At 66.6% G+C, this 24,514-nt stretch carries 25 protein-coding genes; 13 read left to right on the forward strand and 12 right to left on the reverse strand.

Annotation, left to right across the window (positions count from 1 at the left end):
- Positions 1-128 precede the first annotated feature (128 nt).
- Entirely contained in the window at positions 129-1,082 is a 954-nt protein-coding gene (locus tag AB4Y67_RS11535) for a LysR family transcriptional regulator (RefSeq protein WP_441405913.1), read from the forward strand.
- Between the two features lie 101 nt (positions 1,083-1,183).
- Here AB4Y67_RS11535 and AB4Y67_RS11540 read toward each other — a convergent pair whose 3' ends face one another.
- Positions 1,184-3,394: a hypothetical protein gene (locus tag AB4Y67_RS11540; protein ID WP_441405914.1), complete on the reverse strand. Its 2,211-nt coding sequence runs from the start codon at positions 3,392-3,394 to the stop codon at positions 1,184-1,186.
- Between the two features lie 1,120 nt (positions 3,395-4,514).
- Here AB4Y67_RS11540 and AB4Y67_RS11545 point away from each other — a divergent pair.
- Positions 4,515-4,856 carry a YciI family protein gene (locus tag AB4Y67_RS11545; RefSeq protein ID WP_441405915.1) on the forward strand — a complete coding sequence of 114 codons (342 nt, stop codon included), beginning with the start codon at positions 4,515-4,517 and terminating at the stop codon, positions 4,854-4,856.
- 17 nt (positions 4,857-4,873) lie between these two features.
- Positions 4,874-5,197 carry a hypothetical protein gene (locus tag AB4Y67_RS11550; protein WP_441405916.1) on the forward strand — a complete coding sequence of 108 codons (324 nt, stop codon included), beginning with the start codon at positions 4,874-4,876 and terminating at the stop codon, positions 5,195-5,197.
- On the opposite strand, the gene AB4Y67_RS11555 is transcribed toward AB4Y67_RS11550, so the two are convergent.
- From AB4Y67_RS11555 to AB4Y67_RS11580, 6 genes are all read right to left on the reverse strand, one after another.
- Entirely contained in the window at positions 5,095-6,003 is a 909-nt protein-coding gene (locus AB4Y67_RS11555) for a class I SAM-dependent methyltransferase (RefSeq protein WP_441405917.1), read from the reverse strand. The genes AB4Y67_RS11550 and AB4Y67_RS11555 overlap by 103 nt on opposite strands.
- Positions 6,004-6,075: 72 nt before the next feature.
- Positions 6,076-7,251 carry a cytochrome b/b6 domain-containing protein gene (locus tag AB4Y67_RS11560; protein ID WP_441405918.1) on the reverse strand — a complete coding sequence of 392 codons (1,176 nt, stop codon included), beginning with the start codon at positions 7,249-7,251 and terminating at the stop codon, positions 6,076-6,078.
- A gap of 593 nt (positions 7,252-7,844) precedes the next feature.
- The gene (locus AB4Y67_RS11565) at positions 7,845-8,828 is read right to left on the reverse strand and encodes an electron transfer flavoprotein subunit alpha/FixB family protein (RefSeq protein ID WP_441405919.1); all 984 of its coding nucleotides are present in this window, start codon (positions 8,826-8,828) and stop codon (positions 7,845-7,847) included.
- Between the two features lie 12 nt (positions 8,829-8,840).
- Positions 8,841-9,617, reverse strand: coding sequence for an electron transfer flavoprotein subunit beta/FixA family protein (locus AB4Y67_RS11570; RefSeq protein WP_441405920.1), 777 nt, complete (start codon positions 9,615-9,617; stop codon positions 8,841-8,843).
- Positions 9,618-10,367: 750 nt separating this feature from the next.
- A complete protein-coding gene (locus AB4Y67_RS11575; RefSeq protein ID WP_441405921.1) occupies positions 10,368-10,847 on the reverse strand; it encodes a sensor histidine kinase in 480 nt (159 codons plus the stop codon).
- 92 nt (positions 10,848-10,939) lie between these two features.
- Positions 10,940-12,190 (reverse strand): MFS transporter, encoded by a 1,251-nt coding sequence (locus AB4Y67_RS11580; protein ID WP_441405922.1) that lies wholly within the window; start codon positions 12,188-12,190, stop codon positions 10,940-10,942.
- Positions 12,191-12,264: 74 nt separating this feature from the next.
- Between AB4Y67_RS11580 and AB4Y67_RS11585 the strand changes: the two genes are divergently transcribed.
- Positions 12,265-12,807 carry an ArsR/SmtB family transcription factor gene (locus tag AB4Y67_RS11585; protein ID WP_441405923.1) on the forward strand — a complete coding sequence of 181 codons (543 nt, stop codon included), beginning with the start codon at positions 12,265-12,267 and terminating at the stop codon, positions 12,805-12,807.
- Positions 12,808-12,811: 4 nt separating this feature from the next.
- Here AB4Y67_RS11585 and AB4Y67_RS11590 read toward each other — a convergent pair whose 3' ends face one another.
- The gene (locus AB4Y67_RS11590) at positions 12,812-13,444 is read right to left on the reverse strand and encodes a DUF998 domain-containing protein (RefSeq protein ID WP_441405924.1); all 633 of its coding nucleotides are present in this window, start codon (positions 13,442-13,444) and stop codon (positions 12,812-12,814) included.
- 169 nt (positions 13,445-13,613) lie between these two features.
- Between AB4Y67_RS11590 and AB4Y67_RS11595 the strand changes: the two genes are divergently transcribed.
- The 5 genes from AB4Y67_RS11595 (at position 13,614) to AB4Y67_RS11615 (ending at position 17,590) form a co-directional block, all read left to right on the forward strand.
- On the forward strand, positions 13,614-14,102 hold the full coding sequence (locus AB4Y67_RS11595; RefSeq protein ID WP_441405925.1) for a histidine kinase: 489 nt from the start codon (positions 13,614-13,616) through the stop codon (positions 14,100-14,102).
- 89 nt (positions 14,103-14,191) lie between these two features.
- Positions 14,192-15,037, forward strand: a complete 846-nt coding sequence (locus tag AB4Y67_RS11600) for a DUF4097 family beta strand repeat-containing protein (protein WP_441405926.1) — start codon at positions 14,192-14,194, stop codon at positions 15,035-15,037.
- A 32-nt stretch (positions 15,038-15,069) separates the two neighbouring features.
- Positions 15,070-16,014 carry an ATP-binding cassette domain-containing protein gene (locus AB4Y67_RS11605; RefSeq protein ID WP_441405927.1) on the forward strand — a complete coding sequence of 315 codons (945 nt, stop codon included), beginning with the start codon at positions 15,070-15,072 and terminating at the stop codon, positions 16,012-16,014.
- Positions 16,011-16,847 carry an ABC transporter permease gene (locus AB4Y67_RS11610; protein ID WP_441405928.1) on the forward strand — a complete coding sequence of 279 codons (837 nt, stop codon included), beginning with the start codon at positions 16,011-16,013 and terminating at the stop codon, positions 16,845-16,847. The genes AB4Y67_RS11605 and AB4Y67_RS11610 overlap by 4 nt, the downstream gene beginning before the upstream one ends.
- A 68-nt stretch (positions 16,848-16,915) precedes the next feature.
- The gene (locus AB4Y67_RS11615) at positions 16,916-17,590 is read left to right on the forward strand and encodes a DNA alkylation repair protein (RefSeq protein WP_441405929.1); all 675 of its coding nucleotides are present in this window, start codon (positions 16,916-16,918) and stop codon (positions 17,588-17,590) included.
- Between the two features lie 54 nt (positions 17,591-17,644).
- Here the strand turns inward: AB4Y67_RS11615 and AB4Y67_RS11620 are convergent, their stop codons facing one another.
- The 3 genes from AB4Y67_RS11620 to AB4Y67_RS11630 all read right to left on the reverse strand — a co-directional run bounded on the left by AB4Y67_RS11620 (position 17,645) and on the right by AB4Y67_RS11630 (position 21,324).
- Positions 17,645-18,991 (reverse strand): MFS transporter, encoded by a 1,347-nt coding sequence (locus tag AB4Y67_RS11620; RefSeq protein WP_441405930.1) that lies wholly within the window; start codon positions 18,989-18,991, stop codon positions 17,645-17,647.
- Between the two features lie 102 nt (positions 18,992-19,093).
- Complete coding sequence (locus AB4Y67_RS11625; RefSeq protein WP_441405995.1) at positions 19,094-20,116, reverse strand: zinc-dependent alcohol dehydrogenase family protein; 1,023 nt, start codon at positions 20,114-20,116, stop codon at positions 19,094-19,096.
- Between the two features lie 128 nt (positions 20,117-20,244).
- Positions 20,245-21,324, reverse strand: a complete 1,080-nt coding sequence (locus AB4Y67_RS11630; protein WP_441405931.1) for an NAD(P)-dependent alcohol dehydrogenase — start codon at positions 21,322-21,324, stop codon at positions 20,245-20,247.
- A 167-nt stretch (positions 21,325-21,491) separates the two neighbouring features.
- On the opposite strand from AB4Y67_RS11630, the gene AB4Y67_RS11635 reads away from it, so the two are divergent.
- Complete coding sequence (locus tag AB4Y67_RS11635; protein ID WP_441405932.1) at positions 21,492-21,731, forward strand: hypothetical protein; 240 nt, start codon at positions 21,492-21,494, stop codon at positions 21,729-21,731.
- Between the two features lie 48 nt (positions 21,732-21,779).
- Here AB4Y67_RS11635 and AB4Y67_RS11640 read toward each other — a convergent pair whose 3' ends face one another.
- Positions 21,780-22,163, reverse strand: a complete 384-nt coding sequence (locus tag AB4Y67_RS11640) for a VOC family protein (protein WP_441405933.1) — start codon at positions 22,161-22,163, stop codon at positions 21,780-21,782.
- A gap of 134 nt (positions 22,164-22,297) precedes the next feature.
- Between AB4Y67_RS11640 and AB4Y67_RS11645 the strand changes: the two genes are divergently transcribed.
- From AB4Y67_RS11645 to AB4Y67_RS11655, 3 genes are read left to right on the forward strand one after another with little or no spacing between them, the layout of a single operon-like run.
- A complete protein-coding gene (locus AB4Y67_RS11645; RefSeq protein ID WP_441405934.1) occupies positions 22,298-23,086 on the forward strand; it encodes a phosphatase PAP2 family protein in 789 nt (262 codons plus the stop codon).
- A gap of 10 nt (positions 23,087-23,096) precedes the next feature.
- Positions 23,097-23,828, forward strand: coding sequence for a DedA family protein (locus AB4Y67_RS11650; protein WP_441405935.1), 732 nt, complete (start codon positions 23,097-23,099; stop codon positions 23,826-23,828).
- A gap of 1 nt (position 23,829) precedes the next feature.
- Positions 23,830-24,504, forward strand: a complete 675-nt coding sequence (locus tag AB4Y67_RS11655) for a response regulator transcription factor (protein WP_441405936.1) — start codon at positions 23,830-23,832, stop codon at positions 24,502-24,504.
- Positions 24,505-24,514 lie beyond the last annotated feature (10 nt).

Genomic DNA, 24,514 nt, shown 5'->3' on the forward strand with positions numbered 1-24,514 from the left:
GAAAGTAGTTGGTGTCCGGGCCGCCACGGCGCCTGTGTGGCCTCGGTCATATCTACTTTCGGGGCTGCCAGTGTTGAGCACAATGTTCGTTTTCTTTGACTGCCTTAACTTCAACTACACTCTTTGGTATGGAGCTTGATGTTCGCCGCCTCTTCCTGCTGGCTGAAATAGCCGAGTACGGGTCCCTGACCGCGGCCGCCGAAGCGATGATGTACACGACGTCCGCGGTCTCCCAGCAAATGCGCCGGCTCGAGGCCGAGGCTGGGCAGACCCTGTTCGAGCGGCACGCCAGGGGAGTGGTCCTCACCGACGCGGGGGCAGCCCTGGTGGCCAGGGCGCGATCCATCCGGCGTGAGCTGGCCGGCGCCGAGTCTGATCTCGAGGCGCTGAGCGGGCTGCGGGCAGGCAGCCTGCGGATCGGGTCATTCCCCACGGCCTCCGCCTCCATTCTTCCGCTGGTCCTGACCCAGTTCGCGAGGGAGCACCCGGCCGTTTCCGTGTCCGTCAAGAGCGCGCTGCGGGACCCCCTCCGCGAACTGCTCCTCATGCGGGAGGTGGAGCTGGCCCTCCTTTGGGAATACGACTGGAGCCCGTTCACGGACGAGGAAATCGACACCGAAAAGCTCGTGGACGATCCCACCGTCCTGGTGGTGGCGGGGACCAGTGACGTGGGGCGGAGCGGGCCGGTGGATCTCAGCTCACTCGCCGCGGCGCGCTGGATCATCCGGGCCGACGGGCACCCCGTGGCGGATGTGCTGACCAGAAGCTGCCACGCGGCAGGGTTCGCGCCCGACATCTCCTATGACGCCCACGACTATCAGGAAGCACAGGCAATGGTCGCGGCAGGACTCGGTGTCGCCCTGGCCCCCCGGCTGTCGCTGACAAACCTGCGCGACGACGTCCGGCTGGTCCCGCTCGATCCGCGGATTCCCGTGCCGGTCCGCCGGATCCTGCTCGGACAGCTCAAGGGAAGGAAGCCGACGCCGGCCATGCTCGGCTTCCAGGAAACGCTGCGGGGCGCCGCCAGGGCGATGCCCCAGACCTTCGGCCGGCCGGGCCAGCTCGGCTCGGTCAACATCTGACCTGGCGCTATTGGCCTTCCCGCGCGGTGGAGGACGAACTCCGCATGATCAGGCCGGCGGAGGAAGAGCCCGGCATATGAGGCTGGGTCCGCCGGCCGGACTCATTCAGGTGACTGGCGTTTGATGGAAGCTGAAATTCGTTCCTCCATCGCCCGGACCCCGCCCACCGCCGCTGGACCCATCTGCTGCCTTGCGCGGTTCACCGCGTCGCGGACTTCGCGGCGCACCACGCGTTCATTCTGGCTCGACGACTTTTCCCTGGTTTCTCTTGCTAGATCGAGCAAAGCCTGCGGGGCGTAGTGATTGACGCTCATGTCCGTGAGCAGGGGCAACTGCACTCTCAGGTCCTGCTCGATGGCCGTGCGAAGGGGGCCCAAGCGCAGCAATTGCGTGAGAAAATCCGGGCTCAGGACGGGCGAAGGAGGCGCAAGAGGGCCAAGGCGCTCCCGGAGGTGGTCCTTCATTTTCATTGCTGTTCCATCGAACGTCAGCCACCAGGCCAGATAGCCCATGGGGGATGGGCCAATGGTCCGCCGGTACTCGATGACGCCGACAGAGTTTTCGACGTCGTGGGCAACCAGACGGGACCGCGTTCCCGGGTCGGCTCCGTAGTCACCCCTTTGACGCCTTCTCTCGTGGGTCTGATTCCACAGTTCCTGAACCGCGCCCCGGAGTTCGATCGATGCGGCGTCGGAGTACTCCAGGAGATTCCGGGTCTGGATGGAGAATTCGGCTGCGAGGTAGTCGCTGACGTCCTGCAACGGCTGTTCGCGTCCACAGATGTCCCGTTGCCAGTCCAGGAATTCATTCTCCGGACGGCCCGAGAGCACGAAGGCCGAGTAGAGGAAAGGGACTCTCCCGGCCCAAGTCGACGTTCTGTTGTGACCGTAAGCGACGGCCAGGTTTAGGTGCCTCTCAACTTCTTCTACGACCCCTTCCGTTACGAACAGCAGCAACCCGGCGTCGACCGCTGCCCGTATCAGGATCGTGAAGTGGCGCTCTTCAGGATCATCTATCAGGCTCTCCCCGATAAGCGGCAGGATCGCGGTGGTGTCCATCCAGATGTCGCCTTCACTGAAGACGTTGAGCATGACTTTCTGGACATCCGGGGTTTGTTTCAGGAACGCGAAAAGCGTGTATGCGTCAGCGAGCCGCCGAAGATGGGACTGTGTTTGAGGCGAAGGCTGCTCCAGGACATGCGCTATGGCAGCGGCCGCGGCATCAGAACCGAGCCCCTTGATGCCTCCATCCGCCGTGATCTTGTCCGCGATGGCGACAGGGCTGAGCTGGAACGGCTCTCCTGTTTCCACGGCTTCGGCAAAAGACTCACCCCGTTCCAGGAGTGTTTCGTCCAACGCCGTTCGCAGCTCCCGGGAAATCTCCGTCAACTGCGCCTCGCTCAGTTCCTGAGGTACTTCGAGGGCTCGTACCGCCACAACGAGCTCTGCATCCAGAGCAGCTTCGTCAAGAAGGAATCTGGCCGTCTGATCATTGATCCTCTTAGCCTCCTCAAAACTGAGGTGGTAGGTATCCTCAGGCCCGGAAACTGATTTGTGCTGCTTAACCGGCCCCTTCCGGGACAGGCGGTTCAACGCGCTCAGGGTCAGGGCATCGATTTGCCCTCGCTTCCCCACGGGCATACGGAGGGCGACGCCGTCCTGGATTTCGCTCAGGCTGAGCCTATTGTCTCTGCTCGAATCGTGAAGCGCCGCCAACACTAATGAATCGAAGCAGCTCTTGGTAAGACTCTCATCGGTCGCCTGATCTTCGTCGTCGAGCGCCAGGTGCAGCACGGCGACCTTGCTTTCGTCCGCTGTCAAGGTCGATATTCTGTCGATGACCCCTCGCTTGGACAAAAGCGGATCAACAAATCTCTTAGCCAGCTCTTCACTTGCCACTCGCCGTTGGGGATAGGACACCTCACGGTCCACAAACCACGACCGGTCCCGGATATCTACGGTTATGTTCCGGTCACGTCGGGACTCTTCCCTGAGTTCATCGGCGGCCGGACCAATCACCTGGTTGGTCAGGTAGATCATGGTGCTGACCGAAGGGAAATTCTTCTTGAGGGTGCCCAGCGTGCTCGTAATTTTCGTCTTCCAGCTCGGTGTGACCGAATATTGAAATGCGACTTTTGGCACGCCGTCAATCGTGAAGATTTCGGCGTCCCTTCCCTTGTCTCCGTTCGGCGCCGCCATCGTGCGCAGGGCCGGATATTCGACGGCTAAAAACTCCGACGCGAACTTCTCGAATATCTCCCAGTCTCCGGGGCGAATGCGTTCTAATGCGAGGGACAATCGCGGGTTCGGCATGACCGCATCATAACCACCACTGTCCTTTCTTGAACATCGCTGCGGGGGATCTGTGATCGACTCGTGTTTGGGGGAGCGGCGACCGGGTCGCAGTTTCGAGGCGCTCTGCCACCCGCCGGCCAGGAACAACAATTAATACTTATGCAAGCGCCTGCAAATCGATAATGAACGCTTCTACCCGCAGCTCGAACGTGGCGGATTTGGTGAAACTTCCACGCCGAATCAGCTGCAGACAGCCGCCGTTGACTTTCGCGTCTCCTGCGAGGACGATGACGAGTTAAGTCGATGATTGGGGGATAAATCAGACTCTGACCTGCCGAAATATGCATGTGTGCCGATAATTCCCGCGCTTGATGCTGCAGGGAGACGTCGCCGATCGTGAAGCTCACGCTTCCGCACTTTTTGCAGACTCCGAAGCTTGGGGATCAACGGAGAGAAAATGAGTAAGACTTCTTTTAGGCCGGCCGCAGACGCGCCCGGTGTATTTACAGTTGCATTTGTAAAATCCCGCAGGGGAGATTCAACTCGTGCGATGAAGCACGGTCGAGAAGCACTAATAACAGCCGACGGAAAAACACCAGCTCTAGTGGCTTCAACGCCGGCGAACCCGGGGTTGGACGTCATTGCGTTCAGATCGTCGAGTATATGGGACGCGGCCAAAGACCTCGCCGGTCGCATTGGGACGAAATCAACGAATTTCTGACTGATGAGGGCGGTGGCGGCGGTGCTTGCACGATAGTGGGCCCGGACCAGGCCGAAATCGTCACAGTGGCCCCGGCGCCGGCACTGTTCAGACCGAGATTCTAAACAATCCGCTGCGGTTGCGTTTGGACCCAGGGAAAGGGACCAAGTGCAGGCCACTGGCGGCGGCCTGCACTTGGCCAAACGGGGACGACCAAGGCGCCAGCCTCGACGACGCCATCCTCGCCTCCCGCGGCAGCAGGTCGGCGCTGCAGGGACATGCCCTCCGGCCATACCGCCCGGGCAGGTTCTGCGGGCCGGTCGGGACGATCGGCCTTGACTGCCTGTCGGGCCCCGGGGCCATAATCGGGCGGGGCGCCAGAGCGGTGCCGCAGAGAAAAGCCGACGGATGGCGCCGCCGGGGCAGAGGAGTCCTCGAATGACCAAGTACCTGATCTCGTTCCCCGGTGAGGCCATGGTGTTCCCCGCGGAAGACCTCGCGGCGGTGGCCGCAGCCGCGCACGCCGTCATCGACGAGGCCAAGGCAGCAGGCGTGTACGTCTTCGGCGGCGGGATCGATGAGGACGTGGCCCCGGTGCTCGTGGCCGGTGACGGCACCGTCACCGAGGGCACGCACCCGGGCCACAAGGTGCCCAACGGCGGCTACACCGTTCTCGAGCTGCCCTCGCGGGAAGCTGCAGTTGAGTGGGCAGCGAAGATCGCCGTTGCCTGCCGCTGCGCGCAAGAGGTCAGGCGGTTTCAGTACGACCCGGCCAGCTGACCAGGGCAACCACGGCCATGGAGCCCATGGATTGCCTGGTCATCTACGTCCCCAGCAAAGCTGCACACGCTGTCCGGCAGGCCATAGGCGACGCCGGGGCGGGCAGGCTGGGCAACTACTCGCACTGCTCGTTCAGCGTCGAAGGCACCGGGCGCTTCACGCCGCTGCCGGGCGCGAACCCGACCATCGGCGCCGTCGGTTCCCCCGAGGAAGTCCCGGAAACCCGGATCGAGGCCATTTACCCGCGCTCCCGGCGCGACGCCGTCGTCACCGCCGCACTGTCCGCGCACCCGTACGAGACACCGGCGTTCATGACCTTCCCTGTCGACGCCGGGGCATGACCGGTAGCCAGGAGAGCGACGGCGGGCAGAACGACCGCTCCGCCGCGGATCATCGGGGCTACGAGCCGTTCATACTCCCTGCGCATGAGGGACTGGGTCGCCGGCGTCTGGCTGGTCACGATCTTGCCGATCCCGCCCACGCCGCCTGCCGGTCCGGCCCACAGGTCGTCGGCGTCGATGCGGAACTCCCAGGTGAGGGTGGTTGCCTCGACGCCGGTCAAGCCCGCCCCGGCCAGCAGCTCCGCGAGCCCACGCTCCGTGCGGTCGAAATCCATCTCGGCCGACAAATGCTGAGGCGGCAGTGTCAGGGCGCCGCTGGCACTGACGACTTCTGCCCACAGGGCATTAATGGCTGATAGCGCCGACGGCCAGACGGTCACGCCAACAACCCCGCCGGGCGCGCAAACCCGCATGAGATCAGCGACCGCAGCCCGAGGATCGCCCACATGGTTCACGACGAAATTGGCGACCACAACGTCAAAGGTATCCGGCTCAAAAGGAAGGGTCGGGACGGCCCCAACGCACACCTCCGCGTCGGGTGCTCCTGAGCGGGCCAGCGAGAGCATCTCGGCGTCGGGGTCGACGGCAGTCACGCGCGCGCCACGGCCGGTCGCGAGGGCAGCGAGCGTTCCGGCGCCACATCCCACATCCGCCAGGTGTTTTCCTGCCAGCAGGCCTACGCCGTCTTCGACCGCGGCCAGCAGCGGTGCGATGGCTCCGGCGCACAAGTGCGCAAAGCTCTGGGCATACGCCGGGCCTGTGCCCGTCCAGTTGTTTGTGCCCCGTACATCTGAACTAGCAGGCATTAATCCATCCTTGCGTTGCTGTGTCGGATTGCCTTGGCAGTCCAAGGGTAGGTCCCGTGGAAGCCCCGAAGACTAGCGGCTGCTCACCTGACCAAACCGCTTCGCGATGGGTGCCAGCACCAGCGGGCGGGCGGCGTACCACCCGGCTGCCGTGACGGCGATGGCGGCCGCGAAGAGCCAGAACCCGGCCCAGTTCACTGCGTCGGTGCCGCCGTACATGTGGTTCAGGTTGCGCAGCGCACCGGTCGCGAACACCAGGAACACGTGGATCAGAATGAACAGCACGAAGAACAGCATGGTCGGGAAGTGAACCGCGCGCGCCGCCTCCACCGGGTAAACCTTGTTCAGCGTCTTCGCGTCCTTCGGCCAGAACTCGCTCATGCGCGCACCCGTGATCGCCGCGAGCGGGGCCGCGATGAACACCACGAGGAAGTACATGAGCTGCTGCAGGCTGTTGTAGTTCACCCAGCCGTTCTCCACCGGCCAGTCGAGGGTCATGTACTGCAGGAGCGCGGAGAGCGCATTCGGGAACACCTCCCAGCTGGTAGGCACAATCCGCATCCAGTGCCCCGAGGCGAACAGCAGGACCACAAAGATGAGACCGTTCACCAGCCACAAGACGTCGAGCGACTGGTGCAGCCACAGGTTGATGCTGATCTTCTTGCCGCCGCGCTTCGGCGTCCAGAACGCCGGCGGCTTCTGCTGCGTGCGCACCTGGTAGCCGGAGCGGATGATGAGCACCATCAGGAAGAGGTTCAGGAAGTGTGTCCACTGCGCCCACCACGGGAAGCCCGGCTCGGCGGCCTCGGGCAGGTGGTACTCGCCGGGGTACCGCTCGAGGAACTCCGGCACGCCCGGCAACGTGGTCACACCGCGGGCGGCGAGGACCAGGATCGCCGCGGCGGCCACGGCGCCGACGGCGAGGAGCACCACGCGCTTGATCCACTGGCCCAGGGTGCGCGAACCGTAAAGTTTGGCCTCGGCCTTCGGCCTCGCGGGCTTTTCCGCGGCGGCAGGCTGTGCCGCCGGTGCCGGGGCGGCAGGCTGTGCCGCCGGCGCTGGAGAGGCAGACTGTGCCGCCGGTGCCGGGGCGGTTACGACGGCGGCGGGTGCACTTGCGGGCGCCGGCGGCTCCGCCTCGGCAACCGTCTCCACGACGGCGGCAGCTGGGGCCTGTGTCTCGACGAGGGGTTCGGGAGGTGCCTGCCCGGCAGGGGCGGCGGCAGCCGCAGGAGCGACAGCGGCCACGGGAGCGAGTCCAGCCGGCGGCCACGGTTCACCACCGGGAACGCGGGGGAGCCCGCGACGCAGCGGCATGGTTCCCGTCGTCGGGGCGGCGGGTACGGTGGCGGGAGCAGCTAAAGGCGGTGGCGACGTCGTCACTTCCGGCACTACTTGCGCAGCAGCGTCAGCGGTCCGCGTCGGGGTCGGCGTGGCGTCAGCTGTCGTCGGCGTCGTGTCTGCGGCGGGGGACGCGGACAGGGCCGCCACTGCTGCCGGGGCCGCGCCCGCGGGCGGCCAGGGCTCGCCGCCTGGCACGCGTGGCAGGCCGCGGCGAAGCTGCCGCGCCCCCGCAGCGCCCGCGTTTACGGCAGCGACCGGTGCGGAGACCGCCGTTGTACCCGATGCCGTTTCCTGGGCAGCGGCGGGAGTGGCGGGAACATCAGGAACAGGCGCGGCGGCCGCAGGAGCGGCGGGGACCGGTGCAGCCGCGGAAACAGACTCTTCCGGAGCTTCCGCCGGAACAATGCGTGCGGGCGCCTCGCCGGCAGGAGGCCAGGGGTCGCCGCCTTCGACGCGAGGCAGGCCCCGACGGATGGACCGAGACAGAGTTGCCATGGCTACTTCTTCCGGGCCTCAAGGGCACTGATCAGCTGGGGGACAACCTGGAAGACGTCGCCCACCACACCGAAGTCGGCGATCTCGAAGATCGGCGCGTCCCCGTCCTTGTTGATGGCGACGATGGTCTTGGCGGTCTGCATGCCGGCCCGGTGCTGGATCGCGCCGGAAATGCCCAGCGCGATGTACAACTGCGATGACACGGAAACCCCGGTCTGGCCGACCTGTGCCGACTGCGGGATGAAGCCGGCATCCACGGCGGCACGCGAGGCGCCGACGGCAGCACCGAGGGTGTCGGCGAGCTGCCCCACGAGGGCGAACTGTTCCTCCGACCCGAGACCGCGGCCGCCCGCGACAACCTTCGCAGCGCCGCGCAGCTCCGGCCGTGAGGTGGCGGCTACTACCTCCTCGAAGGAATCGATGCGCGCGGCGGTCTTCCCGGAGGGCGTCACCGACAGGGTCTCCGATGCTTCCGGCTGAGCCGTGGCGCGTGCCTCGATGGAGCCCTGGCGGACCGTAATGACCGGAGCCCCGAACGTGGCCGTTGACGTCACGTTGTAGGCGCCGCCGTAGACCGAGTGGTGGGCCACGACGCCTTCGTCGTCACGCGACACACCGATCGCGTCGACGGAAACCGCCGCCCGCGAACGGGCAGCGTAACGGCCGGCAAGGTCGCGGCCGTTCAGGGAGTGCGAAATCAGGATCGCGTCCGGCTGCACCTGCTCCGCGGCGGCGGCCAGTGCGTCAACGCCCGGCACTCCAAGCGCGGACGGATCCGGCGTCTCGGCGATGAGTACGCGCGTGGCACCAAGGGCCGCGGCCTCCGCGGCGGCGGTGCTCCCGGTGCCGGGTGCGGCAAGTACCAGTGCCACCGGTGTGCCAGCGGAGGCGGCAGCGCCGAGGAGTCCGGCAGCAGACTTCTCGAGTTCACCGGAAGGCTGGGCTTCCACGACGACGAGGATTGCGTCACGAGGGAATTCAGTCATGTCCGTTGTTCCTTACGCCAGTCGGTTTTCGATAAGGAAGTCAGCGAGCTTCTCGCCGGCATCACCCTCGTCAATGATCTTTACGCCCGCCTCGCGCGGCGGCTTCTCTGCGACGGTCAGCATGATCGAGCGCGCCGCGTCGGGGTTGTCGGCCGTGACCCCGAGGTCCGCGAGGGTCAGCACCTCAACCGGCTTCTTTTTCGCGGCCATGATGCCTTTGAAGTTCGGGAAGCGCGGCCCGGGAAGCGCCTCGGTAATGGAAATTACTGCGGGCAGGTCCGCTGAGACCTGCTGCACGCCGGAGTCGACGGGCCGGGTGCCGGACACCGCGCCGCCGCTGATTTCCACGGAGTTGAGGCCGGAAGCCAGCGGCACGTCAAGCAGTTCGGCGAGCATCGCGGGAATCAGGCCGCCGGATCCGTCGGTGGAGACGTTGCCGGTGATCACCAGGTCAAAATCGCTGCGACGGATGGCGGCTGCGAGGGTTTCGGCAGTGAGCCCGAGATCCGCACCCCGGAGGGCCTCGTCGGAGATGTGGGTGGCGCTGCCCGCGCCCATCGCGAGCCCCTTACGGATAGTTGCCGTGGCACCCTCGGGAGCGAGGGAGAGGACCGCGACGTCGGTGCCTTCGTTGGCGTCGGCGTACGTGAGCGCCAGTTCCAGGGCCCGCTCACCGATCTCGTCAATGACTGTCTCGCTGGCTTCCCGGTCGGCGAGGCCTGTTTCCAGGTTCAGTTTTCGGTCCCCGTACGTGTCGGGGACTTCCTTTACTAGGACGACAATCTTCATCGATAACTCTTCCTGTGGCGGGCATGCCTCCACGGGGAGACACGTCGGATCTCCATAGAGTCTACGAAAGTGTGGCTCCCGCTGCGCCGGCGGGGCCCGTGTCGCGAGTTGGAGTGCCCGGCCCGGGCTGCACGAAGACCTCTCGCCAACCCCGGCGTCCGGACCGGGAGGGGCCTGTTTCGACGGCGCCGGGCGCCGTAGGCTATGGGCATCCATCACAGCGAGGAGGCACTCATGCGCACGGCAAATCCCACAGTGCAGGCCGATCAGGTCCGGCATCTTTCCGAAAATCTTTTGTCTCAGCTCACGAAGGGGCGGGAGTGGGCAACTCCCGGGGTCGAGGCGGCATTGCAAAAAGCGATCGCGGGACTCGATGACGGGATTGAATCTGCGTCCCCGAGGATCCAGGCCGGCCTACGGCGGCTCGCTGACGAGCTCGCCGGCGGAGTGGAAACTTTGGCTCCCCGTGTTCACGAGGGTCTGATGCGGGTGGCTCCTAAAGTTGCCCCGGTATCCGCCCGTGCGAAATCGAGGCGGACAGCGTCCGGGAAAGCCTGGTTCATTGCCGGGGCGGTAGCCGTTGCGGTGACCGTGGGACTCGCGGCCCGGAACTTTTTCCGGCATGCCGAAGAGGGGCCGAGGCCGCCCGTGAACGTCCGGCCAACCAGCGGCGCGAACCCCGACGCGGACGCCGGCCCCGCAGGGGCCCGGGACTGAGGCAATTCCGGGCCGGAATGCGGGCAGCCGGCGTTAGTCCAGGGGCAGCGTTACCGTCACACACGTTCCTGCGGCGGACGAATTGATGATCACTTCTCCGCCCGCAAGGCCTACGGCCATGCGCATGAGCCGCAGTCCCATCCCGGTGTGCCGGCCGACCATTGCTGCCGGCACGTCGAAACCACCGCCGTCGTCGGTCACTTTGAGCTGTACGCCGTGGCTCATGCCATGGGTGACGCAACCGAGCCGGACCGTCACAGCTGACGCCTGCGCGAATTTGTAGACATTGCTGAGGAGCTCCTGCGCCACCCGGTACAGAAGAGTTGCCGTGTTCCGGTCCACTTCCATCCCGTGGTGCGGAGGCTCCAGCTGCACCGCGGTGCCGCGGTTGCGGAGGGGGAGGGCCAGGCGGTCGATTGCGCCTGTGAGCCCAAGGGCATGAAAATCGACCGGGTGAGTATCGGTGAGGACGCCACGTACGGCGACGACTTCATCGCTGAGTAGTGATTTCATGTTCATACTGTGCGCTTGTGACGTTGTATTTTCCTGTGACGCGCCGAGGGCAGCGGCGGGAGTTCCCGCCGTCGTCCGCTTGAACGCCCAAGTCAAGATTCGACGTCGGCCGCGGCAATAGCTTTGTCCGTGAGGATGGGCATCATCCCGAGCAGCGCAAGAGTCAGGACTCCCATCATGCCGAACATGGCCTGCAGGCCCAGCCACTGGGCCAAGAGGCCGCCCGCCGCCGCCCCGAGCGGCATGGTGCCCCAGGCCAGCAGGCGGTACGCGCTGTTGACCCTGCCCAGCAGGCGGTTGGGGGCAATACGCTGCCGCAGGGATACGGTGATGACGTTCCACAGCACGATCAGCACCCCGCCCACAAAGAACAGCGGGCCAAGAACGTAGGGGTTGTCCGTCACGGCCGGCGCACCCACGAACAGCGCGCCACCGAAGATCGTGAGGGCCAGGGACCTGGACCGGCCCAGCTTTGCCTCCACCCGTTCGGCGAGGAACGACCCGACGAAGGCGCCGAGGGCGGAGGTCGTCAAGAGCACACCGAACCCCACTTCGGACAGTTTCATCGCCGAGGCCGGGCCCACGGCGAACAGCACAAAGACCGCGAATGCCGCGTTGGAGGCGAAGTTGAACACGCCGGTCATCACCGCGAGCGTGCGGAGGATCTTTTGGTTCCAGAGGAACCGCAAACCCTCGCCAATGTCGAAGCGCAGGGTGGTCTTCACCTCCCGCTCTGTCCGAAAAGCCCCCGGGACAAGGAGCAGGGCCCCGACGGCCGCAAGCCACAGTGCCGCCGGCGCCGCAAAGCCCGCGACCACGCCGATGGCCACCAGCAGCCCGCCCAGCGGGGGGCCAACGAACTGGTTCGCGGTGAGCTCGACGGCGTAGAGCCGGCCGTTGGCGCGCGACAGCTGGTCCCGGTGGACCATCTGGGGCAGGATCGACTGGGCGGAGGTGTCGTAGAGCGTTTCAGCCACACCCACCATCAATGCGACAACGTACAGGGCCCAGATGGAGCCCAAATCCAGCAGAATGCCGGCCACCAGCAGGGCGGGCAACAGCGCGCGGCCTAGGTTGGCCCACAGCATCAGCTTGCGCCGGTCCAGCCGGTCGGCCAGCGCCCCGGCGGTGAGCGCGAAGAGGAGCCAGGGAAGCGTCGCCGCGACACTCAGTCCGGCGATCAGCGTGGGTGACTGCGTGAACTGAATGGCCAGCAGCGGCAGCGCGATCTTGAAGACGCCGTCCGCGAGGTTGGACAGCCCGGATGAGGTCCAGAGTTTCCAGTAGGACGCACCCAGCGGCGCACCACTCTGTTCTTTCACCTGCGGAGCGGAACTAGTCATGGGTGAACCATTCCCTATCGATTGAGAAAATTCAAGGGGGTTGAATTAAGTACATCGGATCGTAGGATGGATGCATGACGGACGCGGAGCCGACGGGCGCGAACGAGAAGAAACCCGCCGCCAGCGCCCGGGAAATCAAAGCGCTGGCCCATCCGCTGCGCCTGAGGATCCTGCGCCTGTGCGGGCTCCACGAACTGACCAACAAACAACTCGCCGACCGGCTGGGCCAGGACCCGGGTACGGTGCTGTACCACGTGCGGCAGTTGCTCTCGGCCGGATTCCTTGAAGCCGCCGACGTCCGTGCCGGAGAAAGCGGCGCGCTGGAGAAGCCGTACCGTTCCACGGGGCGGTCCTGGAATCTGGACGCGGCACTGCGCGACGCTGGTCCCGGCGGCCCATTGGCGCCGATCGAGGCGTTCCGGGAGGAGCTCTCGGAAGCGGGACCGGACGCGCTCACCAGCCTCTCCCGCTTCGTCCTGCATCTCTCCGAACAGGACACCGAGGACCTCGTCGGGCGGATCGGCGCGGTGCTGGACGAATACACCGGCAGTGACCGGCAGCGGGCGGGCCGGCCAGCCTATGGCGGGATCTTTGTCCTTCACCGGTCGCCAGACTAGGGCTTCACAGAACCTGGATCAGTGTCAGGCCGCCGGCCAGTGCGACCCACGCTAGGTACGCCAGCATGTTGAAGCGATTGGGCCAGCCGACACGCACGTCAGGCTTCCCGACCGCGTCGGGCTGGCCGAACCGGACTGCAGCACCCAGGAACCAGGCCAGTCCCGCCCACGGGATGATCGCCGCCCACGCGAGAATTTGCCCGGCCGGCGAATACGTAGCTGCGCTAATTCCCGCACAGGTCGCGGCAACGGGAAATCCCAGGATAAAGAGCGAGCCGAGACCGGCGTGGACCTTGCTGCGGCCCGTGATCTCCGCACGCGGCGTCGTAACCGGGTCGGTGTCGACGAAGGCCGCCCCGATCGGCCCAAGCGCAACCACGGGAAGCCCGACAGCCAGCACGCCAGCAGGCTGCCACAAAGCGACACCGCATGCCGCGACGCCGGTTCCGCCGAGGATGAAGGCAATCCGCATGATCACGCCGTACCTTCCCAGCGAATATTCGCTGAGCATCCGCCAGGACGGGTCGAATTCCGGTTCGAGTTTGTGAAGCGCCATCACCAGGAGGATGGCAACCGCGACGGCACCCAGCGAGTAGCAGGCGGCAGACGCCGCCAGGGGGTGCGATAACGCCGTCATGCCTTGATTATCAGCCCCCGACGCCGGGAATTGCGCGGGTCCGGCTAGGGCCGGCTCGGGGCCCCGGAGGCGGGCCCGCGGGACCGGCTGGTCGTCACGAATGCCTGCGCGGAAACGAGTGACACCACAAAGTCTTGACGTGACACCACTATGGTGTCACTATGGTGGCATGGAACTCGGACAGTATGTCAGCGACCTGCAACGCCAGCTAGTGGATGCCGCGGAGAACGGCTCGGACGATACCCGCGCCGCCGCCGAACGGCTCGCCGCAGGACTGGACGCCGCCACGCGGCTTGTACTGCTCGACGTCCTGTCGGCCGCAGCCGGCGAGATCACCCGGGACCTCGCGCCCGGCTCGGTGGACCTGCGGCTGCGCGGACGCGACGTCGAGTTCGTCGTCACCCAGCCGAACACGGATCCTGACAACGACGATCGCCCCGCCGCACCCCTCGACCTCGACGACGCGAGCACCTCCCGCACCACCCTCCGCCTGCCCGACGCCCTCAAGGCGCGGGTGGACGAGGCTGCCGCGGCAGACGGACTGTCCGTCAACACCTGGCTGGTCCGTGCCGTGGCCACCGCCCTCCAGCCCAAGCAGCGACGATCCGCGCAGCGCACGCTGCGCACCGGCGACAACTTCGCGGGCTGGGCACGCTAACCCGCCACCCCAACCGCAACCACCTATCCACCAGCCACGCGAACCCCGCGGGGCCGGACAAACACACCCACAGAAAGGCAGACTTCGGCATGCCCACTTTCAACACCCCCGCCCCCGTCGACCTCGCCATCAACCTGCAAGTCGGCGCGATCGACGTCTTCGCCGGTGACCGCGCCGACACCGTCGTGACCGTCTCGCCCACCAACCCCGCGAAGGCGGTGGACCGCCGGGGCGCGGAGGAGACCACGGTCGACTTCGACGGCCAGCGGGTCACCGTCAAGGGCCCCCGGCCCCGGATCAGCTGGATCGGCCCCACCGAGTCGGTCGACGTCAAGATCGAACTGCCGGCGGGGTCGCGGTTTACCGCCGAGATCGCGGTGGGCGGCGTCCGCACCGTCGGACGCCTCGGCGCGACCCGCATCAAAAGCTCACTGGGCCGCGTGGATCTCGACACCACCGGCGACCTGTGGCTGCGCGCCTCGCACGGCAACGCAACCGTGGGTACGGCCGAAGGCGGCATCGAGATCACGGCCGACCACGGTCAGATCCGGATCGGCGCGGTCACCGGCGACGCGCTCCTCAAGGCATCACACGGCAGCATCCTGGTCGGGGAGTCCGGCGGCGACGTCGACGCGAAGCTTTCTTACGGCGACCTCGAGATCACGAAGGCACTCGCCTCCGTTGCGGCAAAGACCGCCTACGGCAGCATCCACCTGGGCGAGGTCTCCAGCGGTTCCATCCAGGTGGAGAGCGGCTTCGGCCAGGTCACCATCGGCGTCCGGCCCGGCGTCCCCGCCTGGCTCGACCTGTCCTCGAAGGACGGGCACGTGCGCAACGAACTCGGCGGCGACCACGCACCCGGCGCGTCGGAACAGGCCGTCGCCGTGCGTGCCCGCACCCGGGCCAGCGACATCAGCATCCAACGCGCCCGGTGACCCCGGGCAACCAGCAGAGGGGAACGAATCACATGAACATGCCAGCGATCCAAGTCCGCGGGCTGCGCAAGTCCTACGGCCAGAAAGTCGTGCTCGACGACGTCCACCTCGCCGTGGGCGCCGGCACTGTCACCGCGCTGCTTGGCCCCAACGGCGCCGGCAAGACGACCGCCGTGCACATCCTGTCCACGCTTGTCCGGCCCGACGGCGGCACAGCGGTCGTGAACGGCTGCGACGTCGTCCGCGATCCGGGCGGCGTGCGCGCAGCGATCGGCCTGACGGGCCAGTTCTCCGCGGTGGACAACCTGCTCACCGGCGAGGAGAACCTCCTGCTGATGGCCCGGCTGCGCCACCTCGGGACGAAGCGCTCAAAGACGCGGGTGGCCGAGCTGCTGGAGCAGTTCGACCTCATCGACGCCGCCCGCAAGCCGCTCGCCACCTACTCGGGCGGGATGCGGCGCCGCCTCGACCTCGCGATGACCCTCGTCTCGGCGCCCAGCGTCATTTTCCTCGACGAGCCCACCACGGGCCTGGACCCGCGCAGCCGGCACACCATGTGGGACATCGTGCGGAGCCTCGTCGCGGACGGCACCACCGTGCTGCTCACCACCCAGTACCTCGACGAAGCGGACGAACTCGCGGACCGCATCGCGGTGCTCGACGGCGGCCGCATCGTCGCCGAGGGGACGCCGGACGAGCTCAAGCGCCTGGTGCCCGGAGGCCACGTCCGGCTCCGGTTCGCGGATGCCGCGGCGCTCGACGCCGCCTCCCGCCTGCTTGAGGAGTCAGCCCGCGACGACGCCGGACTCTCACTCACCGTGCCGAGCGACGGCGGGGTGGGCGCGCTGCGCACCGTCCTGGACCGCCTGGACACGGCCGACCTTGAGGTGGACGACCTCAGCATCCACACCCCGGACCTCGATGACGTGTTCTTCGCGCTCACCGGCCGGGCAGACACGAAGGGAACCGCGTCATGACCACCATCACCACCCAACGCAAGACGACCCCTGGCACCGGCCGACCATCCCACGTCATCGCCGACGCCGTCACGATGCTCAGCCGCAACCTGCTGCACATGGTCCGCTACCCGGGCCTGTCGGTGTTCACCATCTTGGGCCCGGTGGTGCTCCTGCTGTTCTTCGTGTTCGTGTTCGGCGGCACCCTCGGGGCCGGCCTGCCAGGTGCGGATCCGGCCGGCGGGCGGGAGGCGTACGTCGCTTACGTGATGCCGGGCATCCTGCTGCTGACCATCGCCGGCAGCGCCGGAGGCACCGCGACGACGGTATCGATGGACATGGCCGAGGGGATCACGGCGCGGTTCCGCACCATGGCGATCTCGCGGGCGGCGGTGCTCGCCGGGCATGTGCTCGGCAACACCATCCAGGCGATGATCGCCGTCGTGCTGGTCCTCGGCGTCGGTCTGCTGATCGGCTTCCGCCCGACCGCCGGACCGGTCGAGTGGATCACCGCCGCCGGTCTGCTGGTGTTCATCGCGTTCGCCATCAGCTGGCTCGGGGTTGCCATGGGCATGCAGGCGAGGTCGGTCGAGACCGCGAGCAATCTGCCCCTCCTGCTGACCTTCCTGCCCTTCCTCAGCAGCGGGTTCGTGCCCACCGGGTCGATGCCGGAGTGGATGCAGTGGTTCGCGCAGTACCAGCCGTTCACGCCGTTCATTGAGGCCATCCGCGGGCTGCTGCTCGGCACCCCGCTCGGCTGGAGCCCTGTGCTCGCGATCGGATGGTGCGTGGTGATTGCGGCCGCCGGGTACGCCTGGTCGATGGCGCTCTACGAGCGGAAGTCGGTGCGCTGAGTACGTTGCCATAGGCTGTCTACAGTGACGGGCCGGTGGCTCGGCACATGAATGACCGGAAGGATGCCATGTCCCAGACGACAGTCGCCGAGCTGATGGCCGAGCTGGCCGCCCTCGAGGACCCGAAGGTGCGTGCGGTCAACGAGAGGCACGGCGATGACCACGGCGTGAATCTCTCCAAGCTGCGCGCCATCGCCAAACGCCTGAAGACGCAGCAGGACCTTGCCCGGGTGCTTTGGGCGACGGATGACACGCCCGCCCGGCTCCTCGCGCTGCTCATCTGCCGGCCCAAGGAGTTCGAACGCGGCGAGCTGGACGCCATGCTGCGCCAGTCGCGGGCGGCCAAGGTGCATGACTGGCTGGTGAACTATGTGGTCAAGAAGAGCCCGCACGCCGAGGAGCTGCGCACGGCCTGGACCGCGGATCCCGACGCGGTGGTGGCCAGCGCCGGCTGGGCACTGACCAGCGAACGAGTGGTGAAGAAGCCCCAGGGTCTGGACCTTCCGGGCCTGCTCGACACCATCGAGGCCCAGATGCAGGACGCACCGGATCGCCTGCAATGGGGGATGAACATGTGCCTGGCCCAGATCGGGATCCAGCACGCCGCGCACCGTGCCCGGGCGATCGACATCGGCGAGCGGCTCGAGGTTCTCAAGGACTACCCGACCCCGCCGAACTGTACGTCCCCGTTCGCGCCGGCCTGGATCAAAGAGATGGTGCGACGGCAGGGCGCCGCGAGCTGACCCAGGCCCGGCCAGGCAGCGGACGACGGCGGGAAGTCCCGCCGTCGTCCGCTGTCAATCGCGCGCGAGTGCTTCCTCGTCAGTAAGTTGTTGTTCCTCGGTCCGCACGCTTCTGAACTTCGAGCCAAGGAGCACCATGGAGGCCAGCAGAAGAAACGCGACGGAAACCCAGAGTGCGGTACCGGCGCCGGCCATGGTGGCTATGAGTCCGCCCAGCGGGGCGCCGATGACAATCATTCCGCGGTTCACGGAACGCATCGTGGCACTCATCCGGGCGATCAGGCGATCCGGGGTGACAGCTTGGCGAAATCCCATTTCCAGCGGTCCTTCGACGCCCATGGCCGCACCAAAGAGCAGCTGCCCTGCGCCGATGAGAGCGAAGGCGGCCCACATCTCCGCGGTCCACTGCAACGGGGAGCCATACGACTCTCCCGCGCCTGTGCCGCCGGCAATGACGGGCCCCAGGGCCACCAACGCGATCGCGACCGGCTGGGCCACCCGTGCCGTAACCATTGTCCGGCCCGTACCCCACCGGTGGCCCACTCGAGTGGAAACCGTCGTGCCGACGACAGCCCCAATCCCGGCACACCCCATGACCAGGCCCAGACCGACGGCGCCCATACCAAGATCGTTCAGGATCACGGCCGGCAGGACGGTTCCGAGGATGGACGAGCCGATAAACCAGATATGGGTGCTGCAAGCCAAGGGCGTCAGGTAAGGATGCCGGTAGACCCAGCGAAGGCCCTCCGCGACCTTCCGGTGAAGCCGTTGTGTGCTTGGGACCGGAGCCTGGGACGGCCGCTTGAGGGTGAGGAGGACCGCGGCGGAGAGGAAATACGAGAGGGCATCCAGCAGCAAGGCGAAGGGGGCTGTCACCAGTGCGACCAGGCCGCCGGCTACTGCACCTCCGGTGGTTTGTGCCACGGTATCGCTTTGCTGCAGCCGGGCATTGGCCTTGGTCAGGAGGGGTCTGGGGACCAGCTGCGGGAGGAAGCTCTGATGCGCGGCGTCACTTGTCAGTGCCAGTGTTCCAAAGGCAAAGATCAGCATTGCCAAGGCCGGAAGGGTGAGCAGGCCGGCCGCCGATGCCAGGGCCACGCCGGTCAGGATCAGGCCGCGGCCGAGGTCTCCGCCGATAAGTACTGTCCGGCGGGGAAGCCGGTCAATCCACACCCCCGCCACGAGACCGAAGAGTAGATACGGCGCCCACCTCGCAGCGTTGACCAGGCCCTGGTCAAGGGCTGTCCCGCTCATCGTCACCAGAATCAGGACGGAGAGGGCCACGGAAGTTATGTAGGTGCCAAAATCGGACACCGTCGAGGCCAGCCAGAACCGCACGAATGGCGGATAGCGGCGGAGCTTTTCCTCCATAACAACCGGGCTGTCGGCAGAGACTCCCACCTATCCCCCCATCGTCGTTGGCCTACAGCATACCGACGGCGATAGGCCCCTTCGGTGCGCTCTCTTCGCGCGGCGGGAGCGTCTCGCTGGGAGTGCCAAGGCTTAGACGGGTTCCTTGGCCGGCAGAAGGACGATCTTCCCGAACGGTCCGCCTTCGAGATGCCGGAGGGCGTCCTGCACCTGACCGGTGGAATAGGTGGAGTCGATCACGGGGACGACGCCGTGCTCTGCGATGAAGCGGGCCATCTCCTCGAACATCTCGCGGGAGCCGGTTTCAATGCCGTGGATCGTGACGTTCTTGGTGACGAACTCGTAGGTGTTGACCCGGGCGGCGGTCCCGGCGAGGAGGCCGATGAAGCTGATGGTTCCACCGATCCTGACCGCCCTGAGCGAGTGGTTGAGGTTCTCGCCGCCAATCGTCTCGATGACGTGGTCAACCCCTTCTCCTGACGTGAACGCCAGGACCTGGCCTGCGGGGTCCGGCGTGTCGGCGTAGTTGACGGTGTGGCGGGCGCCAAGTGCCAGGGCCCTCGCGAGCTTTTCATCGCTGCTGGACGTGATGATCGGGATTCCGCCGAGCGCGGCGGCGAACTGAAGCGCGAACAGGGCCACGCTGCCGGTGCCGTGGATCAGGACGGTCTCGCCCGGCTGGACGCGGCTTCGCCTCGCCACGGCGTGCCAGGCAGTGGTTGCCGCGACAGGCAGGGTGGCGGCATGGATGTCGCTGATTCCCGGCGGGATTTCCGCGGCCTGATCCTGGTGGACCGTGACGTACTCGGCCAGCATGCCGCGGTTGCACGGGCCGCCGGTCGGGTCCACGTAGGTCTCCCGGGTCAGCTGCCCGGTGTGCCACTTGGGCAGGAAGATCGGAGCGACGCGGCTGCCCACGCTGAACCGGGTGACGCCGTCGCCGGCTTCCACCACGGTGCCGGCAGCGTCGGAGAGCGGCACCACGGGCGCCGGGGGTTTCCAGCCGTCCCGCCCGTTGATCACCATCAGGTCCCGGTAGTTCAGGGAGAGCGCATTGATTCTGACCAGGATTTCCTCCGGGCCGGGGGCGGGCCGGGGCACCCGGGCGGCCGAGAGCTTGGCGATTCCGTCGCCGCGGGTGGTCCAGACGGTCATGAGTTCCACGGTGCCGGGTCCCTTCTGGTGTGTTCGCGGGGGAGTGGTTGCCAGCACGGTATCCGCCGGCAGGGTGCTGGCGATAGCCCCTGTTCCGGCTGCCCATAAGTACCGCCCCGGGGGTGGCCTTAGAATGTTCCGCGGTTCGGGGATTCGGTGGCGACCTGCACGATGACGTTGCCCCTTTTGACGCCGGTATCCACGTAGCGGTGGGCCTGCACTATTTCGGCAAGCGGGTAGGTCCGGTCGATGACGGCCTGGTAGCGGCCGTCTTCGGCGAGGCGGACGAGGGCGGCCAGGTCTTCCGCGGTGTAGTTGAGCTTGAGATCGCCGGCGGTGACGAGCTTTCCGCTCCGGCGGCTGTTGCCGGGTGCCTGCAGCATCCCCTTGAGGTCCGCGATGACCAGAAGCAGTGCACCGCCCGGGTTCAGGCTGGAAGCGACCCGGCTGAAGGGGGCATTGCCGACGCAGTCCATGATCACGTCGTAAGTCTGGCCCCCGGCGGTGAAGTCCTCAGCGGTGTAGTCGATCACACGGTCTGCGCCGAGGGAGGTCAGCAGCCCGCTTTTTCCGCCGCTGCAGACGGCGGCGACATGCGCGCCGCGGTGTTTGGCGAGCTGCACCGCAGCTGTGCCCACCGCGCCGGAGGCCCCGTTGATGAGGACGGTCCGGCCGGGTTCGACGGCGGCGCGCGCCAGGAACGCCTGGGCCGGAAGTCCGCCGAAAACAAGCGTGACGGCCTCCGCGAAGTTCATGCCGCGCGGTTTGGCGGTGATGGGCCCGTCCTGCCGGACTGTCACGTAGTCCGCATGTCCGCCGAACTTGGCCCCCAGCATGGCCACCACCTCGTCGCCGACCCGGAACTTGCTCACGCCCGGACCCGTGGCCTCGACAACGCCGGCAATGTCCATGCCCAGAATCCTGCGCCGCGGCCTGAAGGCGCCCAGCGCCAGGGCGGAGAGGACCTGCATGCCCGCCGGAACGGTGCGGCTGCGCGCCCGGCGGTCGGCTGCGCTGAGCGTGCTGGCGTGAACCCTGATGAGGACCTCGTCCCGACGCGGCGAGGGCTTGGGGACTTCCTCGACGCGGACCACCTCCGGGCCGCCAAAACGGCGGTAGGTTGCCGCCCTCATCGTGACGCCCGCATGACTGCCGGCGTCGCCTGCGCCGCGCGGAGCGTGGATACTGCCGGCCTGGACTGCGTTCACTTGAAGCTCCTACTCCTCAGGGTGTACGGCGTACACCTGTTGAATAAAGACTAGAGTGTACGGCGTACACCAGTCAAGGGTGGACACCGGGGATTGCTACTTCGTCGTGGCCCTGCTGACGGTCGCCGCCCGGGCGCCCGACACCATCGTGAATATGGTTCACGACAATGGCAACGGCACATACTCCGTTTCGTTTCACAGCATTCGCGAACGGCCTCGGAACGCCTGGGACCTCCAACACTGAAGGCAAGCTGGTGTCCGACCACTCCTACGCGCTGCTGGGCGTGAACTCCGCCAAGCAGACCGTCGTGGTGGGGAATCCGCAGGGCGGCCAATCCACATTGACGTTTGCGGCCTTCAAATCCACCAATATCAACCAGTACATCGCTATACCGGCCTACCGTTGATCTCAGGGTCCCGGACGCATGCGGATCCTGGACTGTCCCCCCTTTTGCTTACTTGCGCATGGCGGCCGGAGACGTTGCACCCTGGATGACCCAGCGGTTGCCGTCCGGGTCAGCGAAGTAGGCAAACTGCACCCCGCCCATGTCCTGGACCTCACTGATATCGGCGCCCCGGGCCAGGAGCTCGGCTCGGGTCGCACCGATGTCCGGCACGACGAGCTGCAGCCCTTCGAGGCTGCCCGGTGCCATGCTTGTCATTCCGGTTCCTATGACGACCGAAGCAGCCGAACCCGGCGGCGTCAGCTGCACCACCCGCATCCCGGGGATGTACTCAACATCGTGGTCGAGGACAAAGCCCAGCTTCTCGGTGTAGAACGACTTGGACCGGTCGACGTCGGCGACGGGTACCTGCACAACTTCAAGGCGCATCTCCATGCGCCTCACAGTACCGCTGCACGGCCGGGATTGCTGCTGGATGGGCCCGGTACTTCTTAAGCCATTCTTAAAGGCCGCACTGGAGAGTGGAAGCAGGCGCCGGACAGCGCCCCTGCCCCGATCCGTAGGACGCCATGCCTGGACCAGCCCCCGTTGACCGCACGACCGGACGGAACCCCGCCGCCACACCTCTGGCCGCCCGCCCGCAGTTCTGGGCTCTTCCGCAGGTCCGCCACTGGCTGCTGTGGGGCGCGCTGCTGTGCGCGGCCGTCCTCGCGCTCGGAGTGGCGGTGCAGCACGTGCCCGGCAGCAGCGCGGCCGAGCTCGTTGTCGACCAGGATCTCAGCCTGCACCACGCCGCATTGCTGACCGGCGTGGCAATGTTTCTGAACGTGGTGTTCGGCCCGGCGGCCGGCGTGGTCCTGGTGGCCGCCGTCGCGCTTTATCTCTGGGTGGTCCGCCGCTCCCCTGTGAAGGGCGTCGCATTCGGCCTCGTCGCCTGCTCCGGCTGGGTGGCCAGTGAGTTCTTCAAAATCGTCATCGCCCGCCAGCGGCCCAACCCCGCCCTGCTGTTCGATCCGCTTTCGCCCGAAACCGGCTCCAACAGCTTCCCCAGCGGTCACGTTTCCTTTGCGGTCGCGCTGGGATTTGCGCTGTACTTCCTGGCCCGCGGCACCCGTTGGGCCAAGGCCACTGCGGCTGCCGCCGTGGTGGTGGCCCTGGTGGTGGCATGGTCGCGGCTCTACATCGGGGTCCACTACCCCACCGATGTGACGGCCTCCTTCCTCGCGGCGAGTGCGGCAGTGCTGCTGCTCGGAGGCCTGTGGAACCGATTCGTTCCCCGCATCTTGGACCGCCTCCCGGCTGCGGCCTCGCCCCGAACAACCGGTTCAACCGGTTCCACCCGATCCACCCGATCTTAAGGACGTGACCATGCACGGCATTTACGCTTCAGCACTCGCCCCGGCATTAGCGGCCGGATCCCCGTCCCTCCTTGACCCCGCGGGCCTGCTCGAGGGCCTGGGCCCGGCGGCGCTCGGCGTCATTTCCCTGATGGTGTTTATCGAATCCGGCGTGCTGTTCCCCTTCCTGCCCGGGGATTCGCTGCTCTTCACCGCAGGCCTCCTGCATGAGCAACTGCACCTGACGCTGCCGGTGCTTATCGGCGTCATCACCGCCGCTGCGGTGGCCGGCGACCAGGTCGGTTACATGATCGGCCGCAGGTTCGGCCGCCGGTGGTTCAAGGACGACGCGCGGATCCTCAAGACGGCGCACCTGACCACCACGGAGGACTTCTTCCGCCGCCACGGCGGAGCCGCCGTCGTACTGGCCCGCTTTGTGCCCATGGTCCGGACGTTCGCCCCCCTCAGCGCCGGCATCGCCCGTTATGAGTACAAATCCTTCACGCTCTGGAACATCGCCGGGGCGCTGGCCTGGGGCTCGTCCGTGACGCTGCTCGGGACATGGCTGGGGCACTATGAGATCGTCGCCAACAACATCGACGTCATTGCCGTTGTTATGGTCCTCGTCTCCGTCCTGCCGTGGGTTATCCAGTTCCTGAAACGCCGCCGCCGGAACCGTGGAGCAGCTACCGAACCCGCAGCTGACTACGGCGACGCCGCAGGCGATCTGCCGGCGGAAGGCATGGCACGAGAGAATAGCTGACATGACAACCGCTGACGGCCGGCCGTCCCTGCTCCTGGTGGAGGACGACGCGACCCTGGGTCCGCTGATCGCAGAACTGCTGGAAACGGACTACCGGATCCGGCTGGCCACCGATGGCCTGGACGGCCTGCACCTGGCGCTCACCCAGAACTGGGACGTTATGGTGATCGACCGGGGCCTGCCCCTGATGGACGGCGTCGCGCTGATCACCGCGCTGAGGTCCAAGGGGGTCCCGACGCCGATCCTGATCCTCACGGCCCTCGGGGCCACTGATGAAAAGGTCAGGGGTCTGGATGCGGGGGCCAACGACTACATGACCAAACCGTTCGACGCCGGTGAACTCGCGGCGCGTCTGCGCGCCCTGACGCGCACCTTCACGCCGGAACCCGCGCCCGTAAGCATCGGAGACTGGGAACTCGATCCGGTGTCCCGTTCCGTGCGCTCGATCTACGGGCAGTTGGTCTCCCTCACCGCAAAGGAAGCCGAGCTGCTGGCCGCCCTGGCCGCCGAACCGGGCAGGGTATTCACCCGGGAGGAACTGCTCGGCGAGCATTTCCGGGCCGCCGACCAGCCCGGCCTGATCGACACGTACGTCCACCACCTCCGAAGGAAGATTTCCAAGGCCGTGGTCCGAACTGTCCACGGCGTCGGCTACCAGATCGGCGATGCCCCATGAATCGGATATC

The sequence above is a fragment of the Arthrobacter sp. YAF17 genome (assembly GCF_052113365.1).
Taxonomy (GTDB): domain Bacteria; phylum Actinomycetota; class Actinomycetes; order Actinomycetales; family Micrococcaceae; genus Arthrobacter.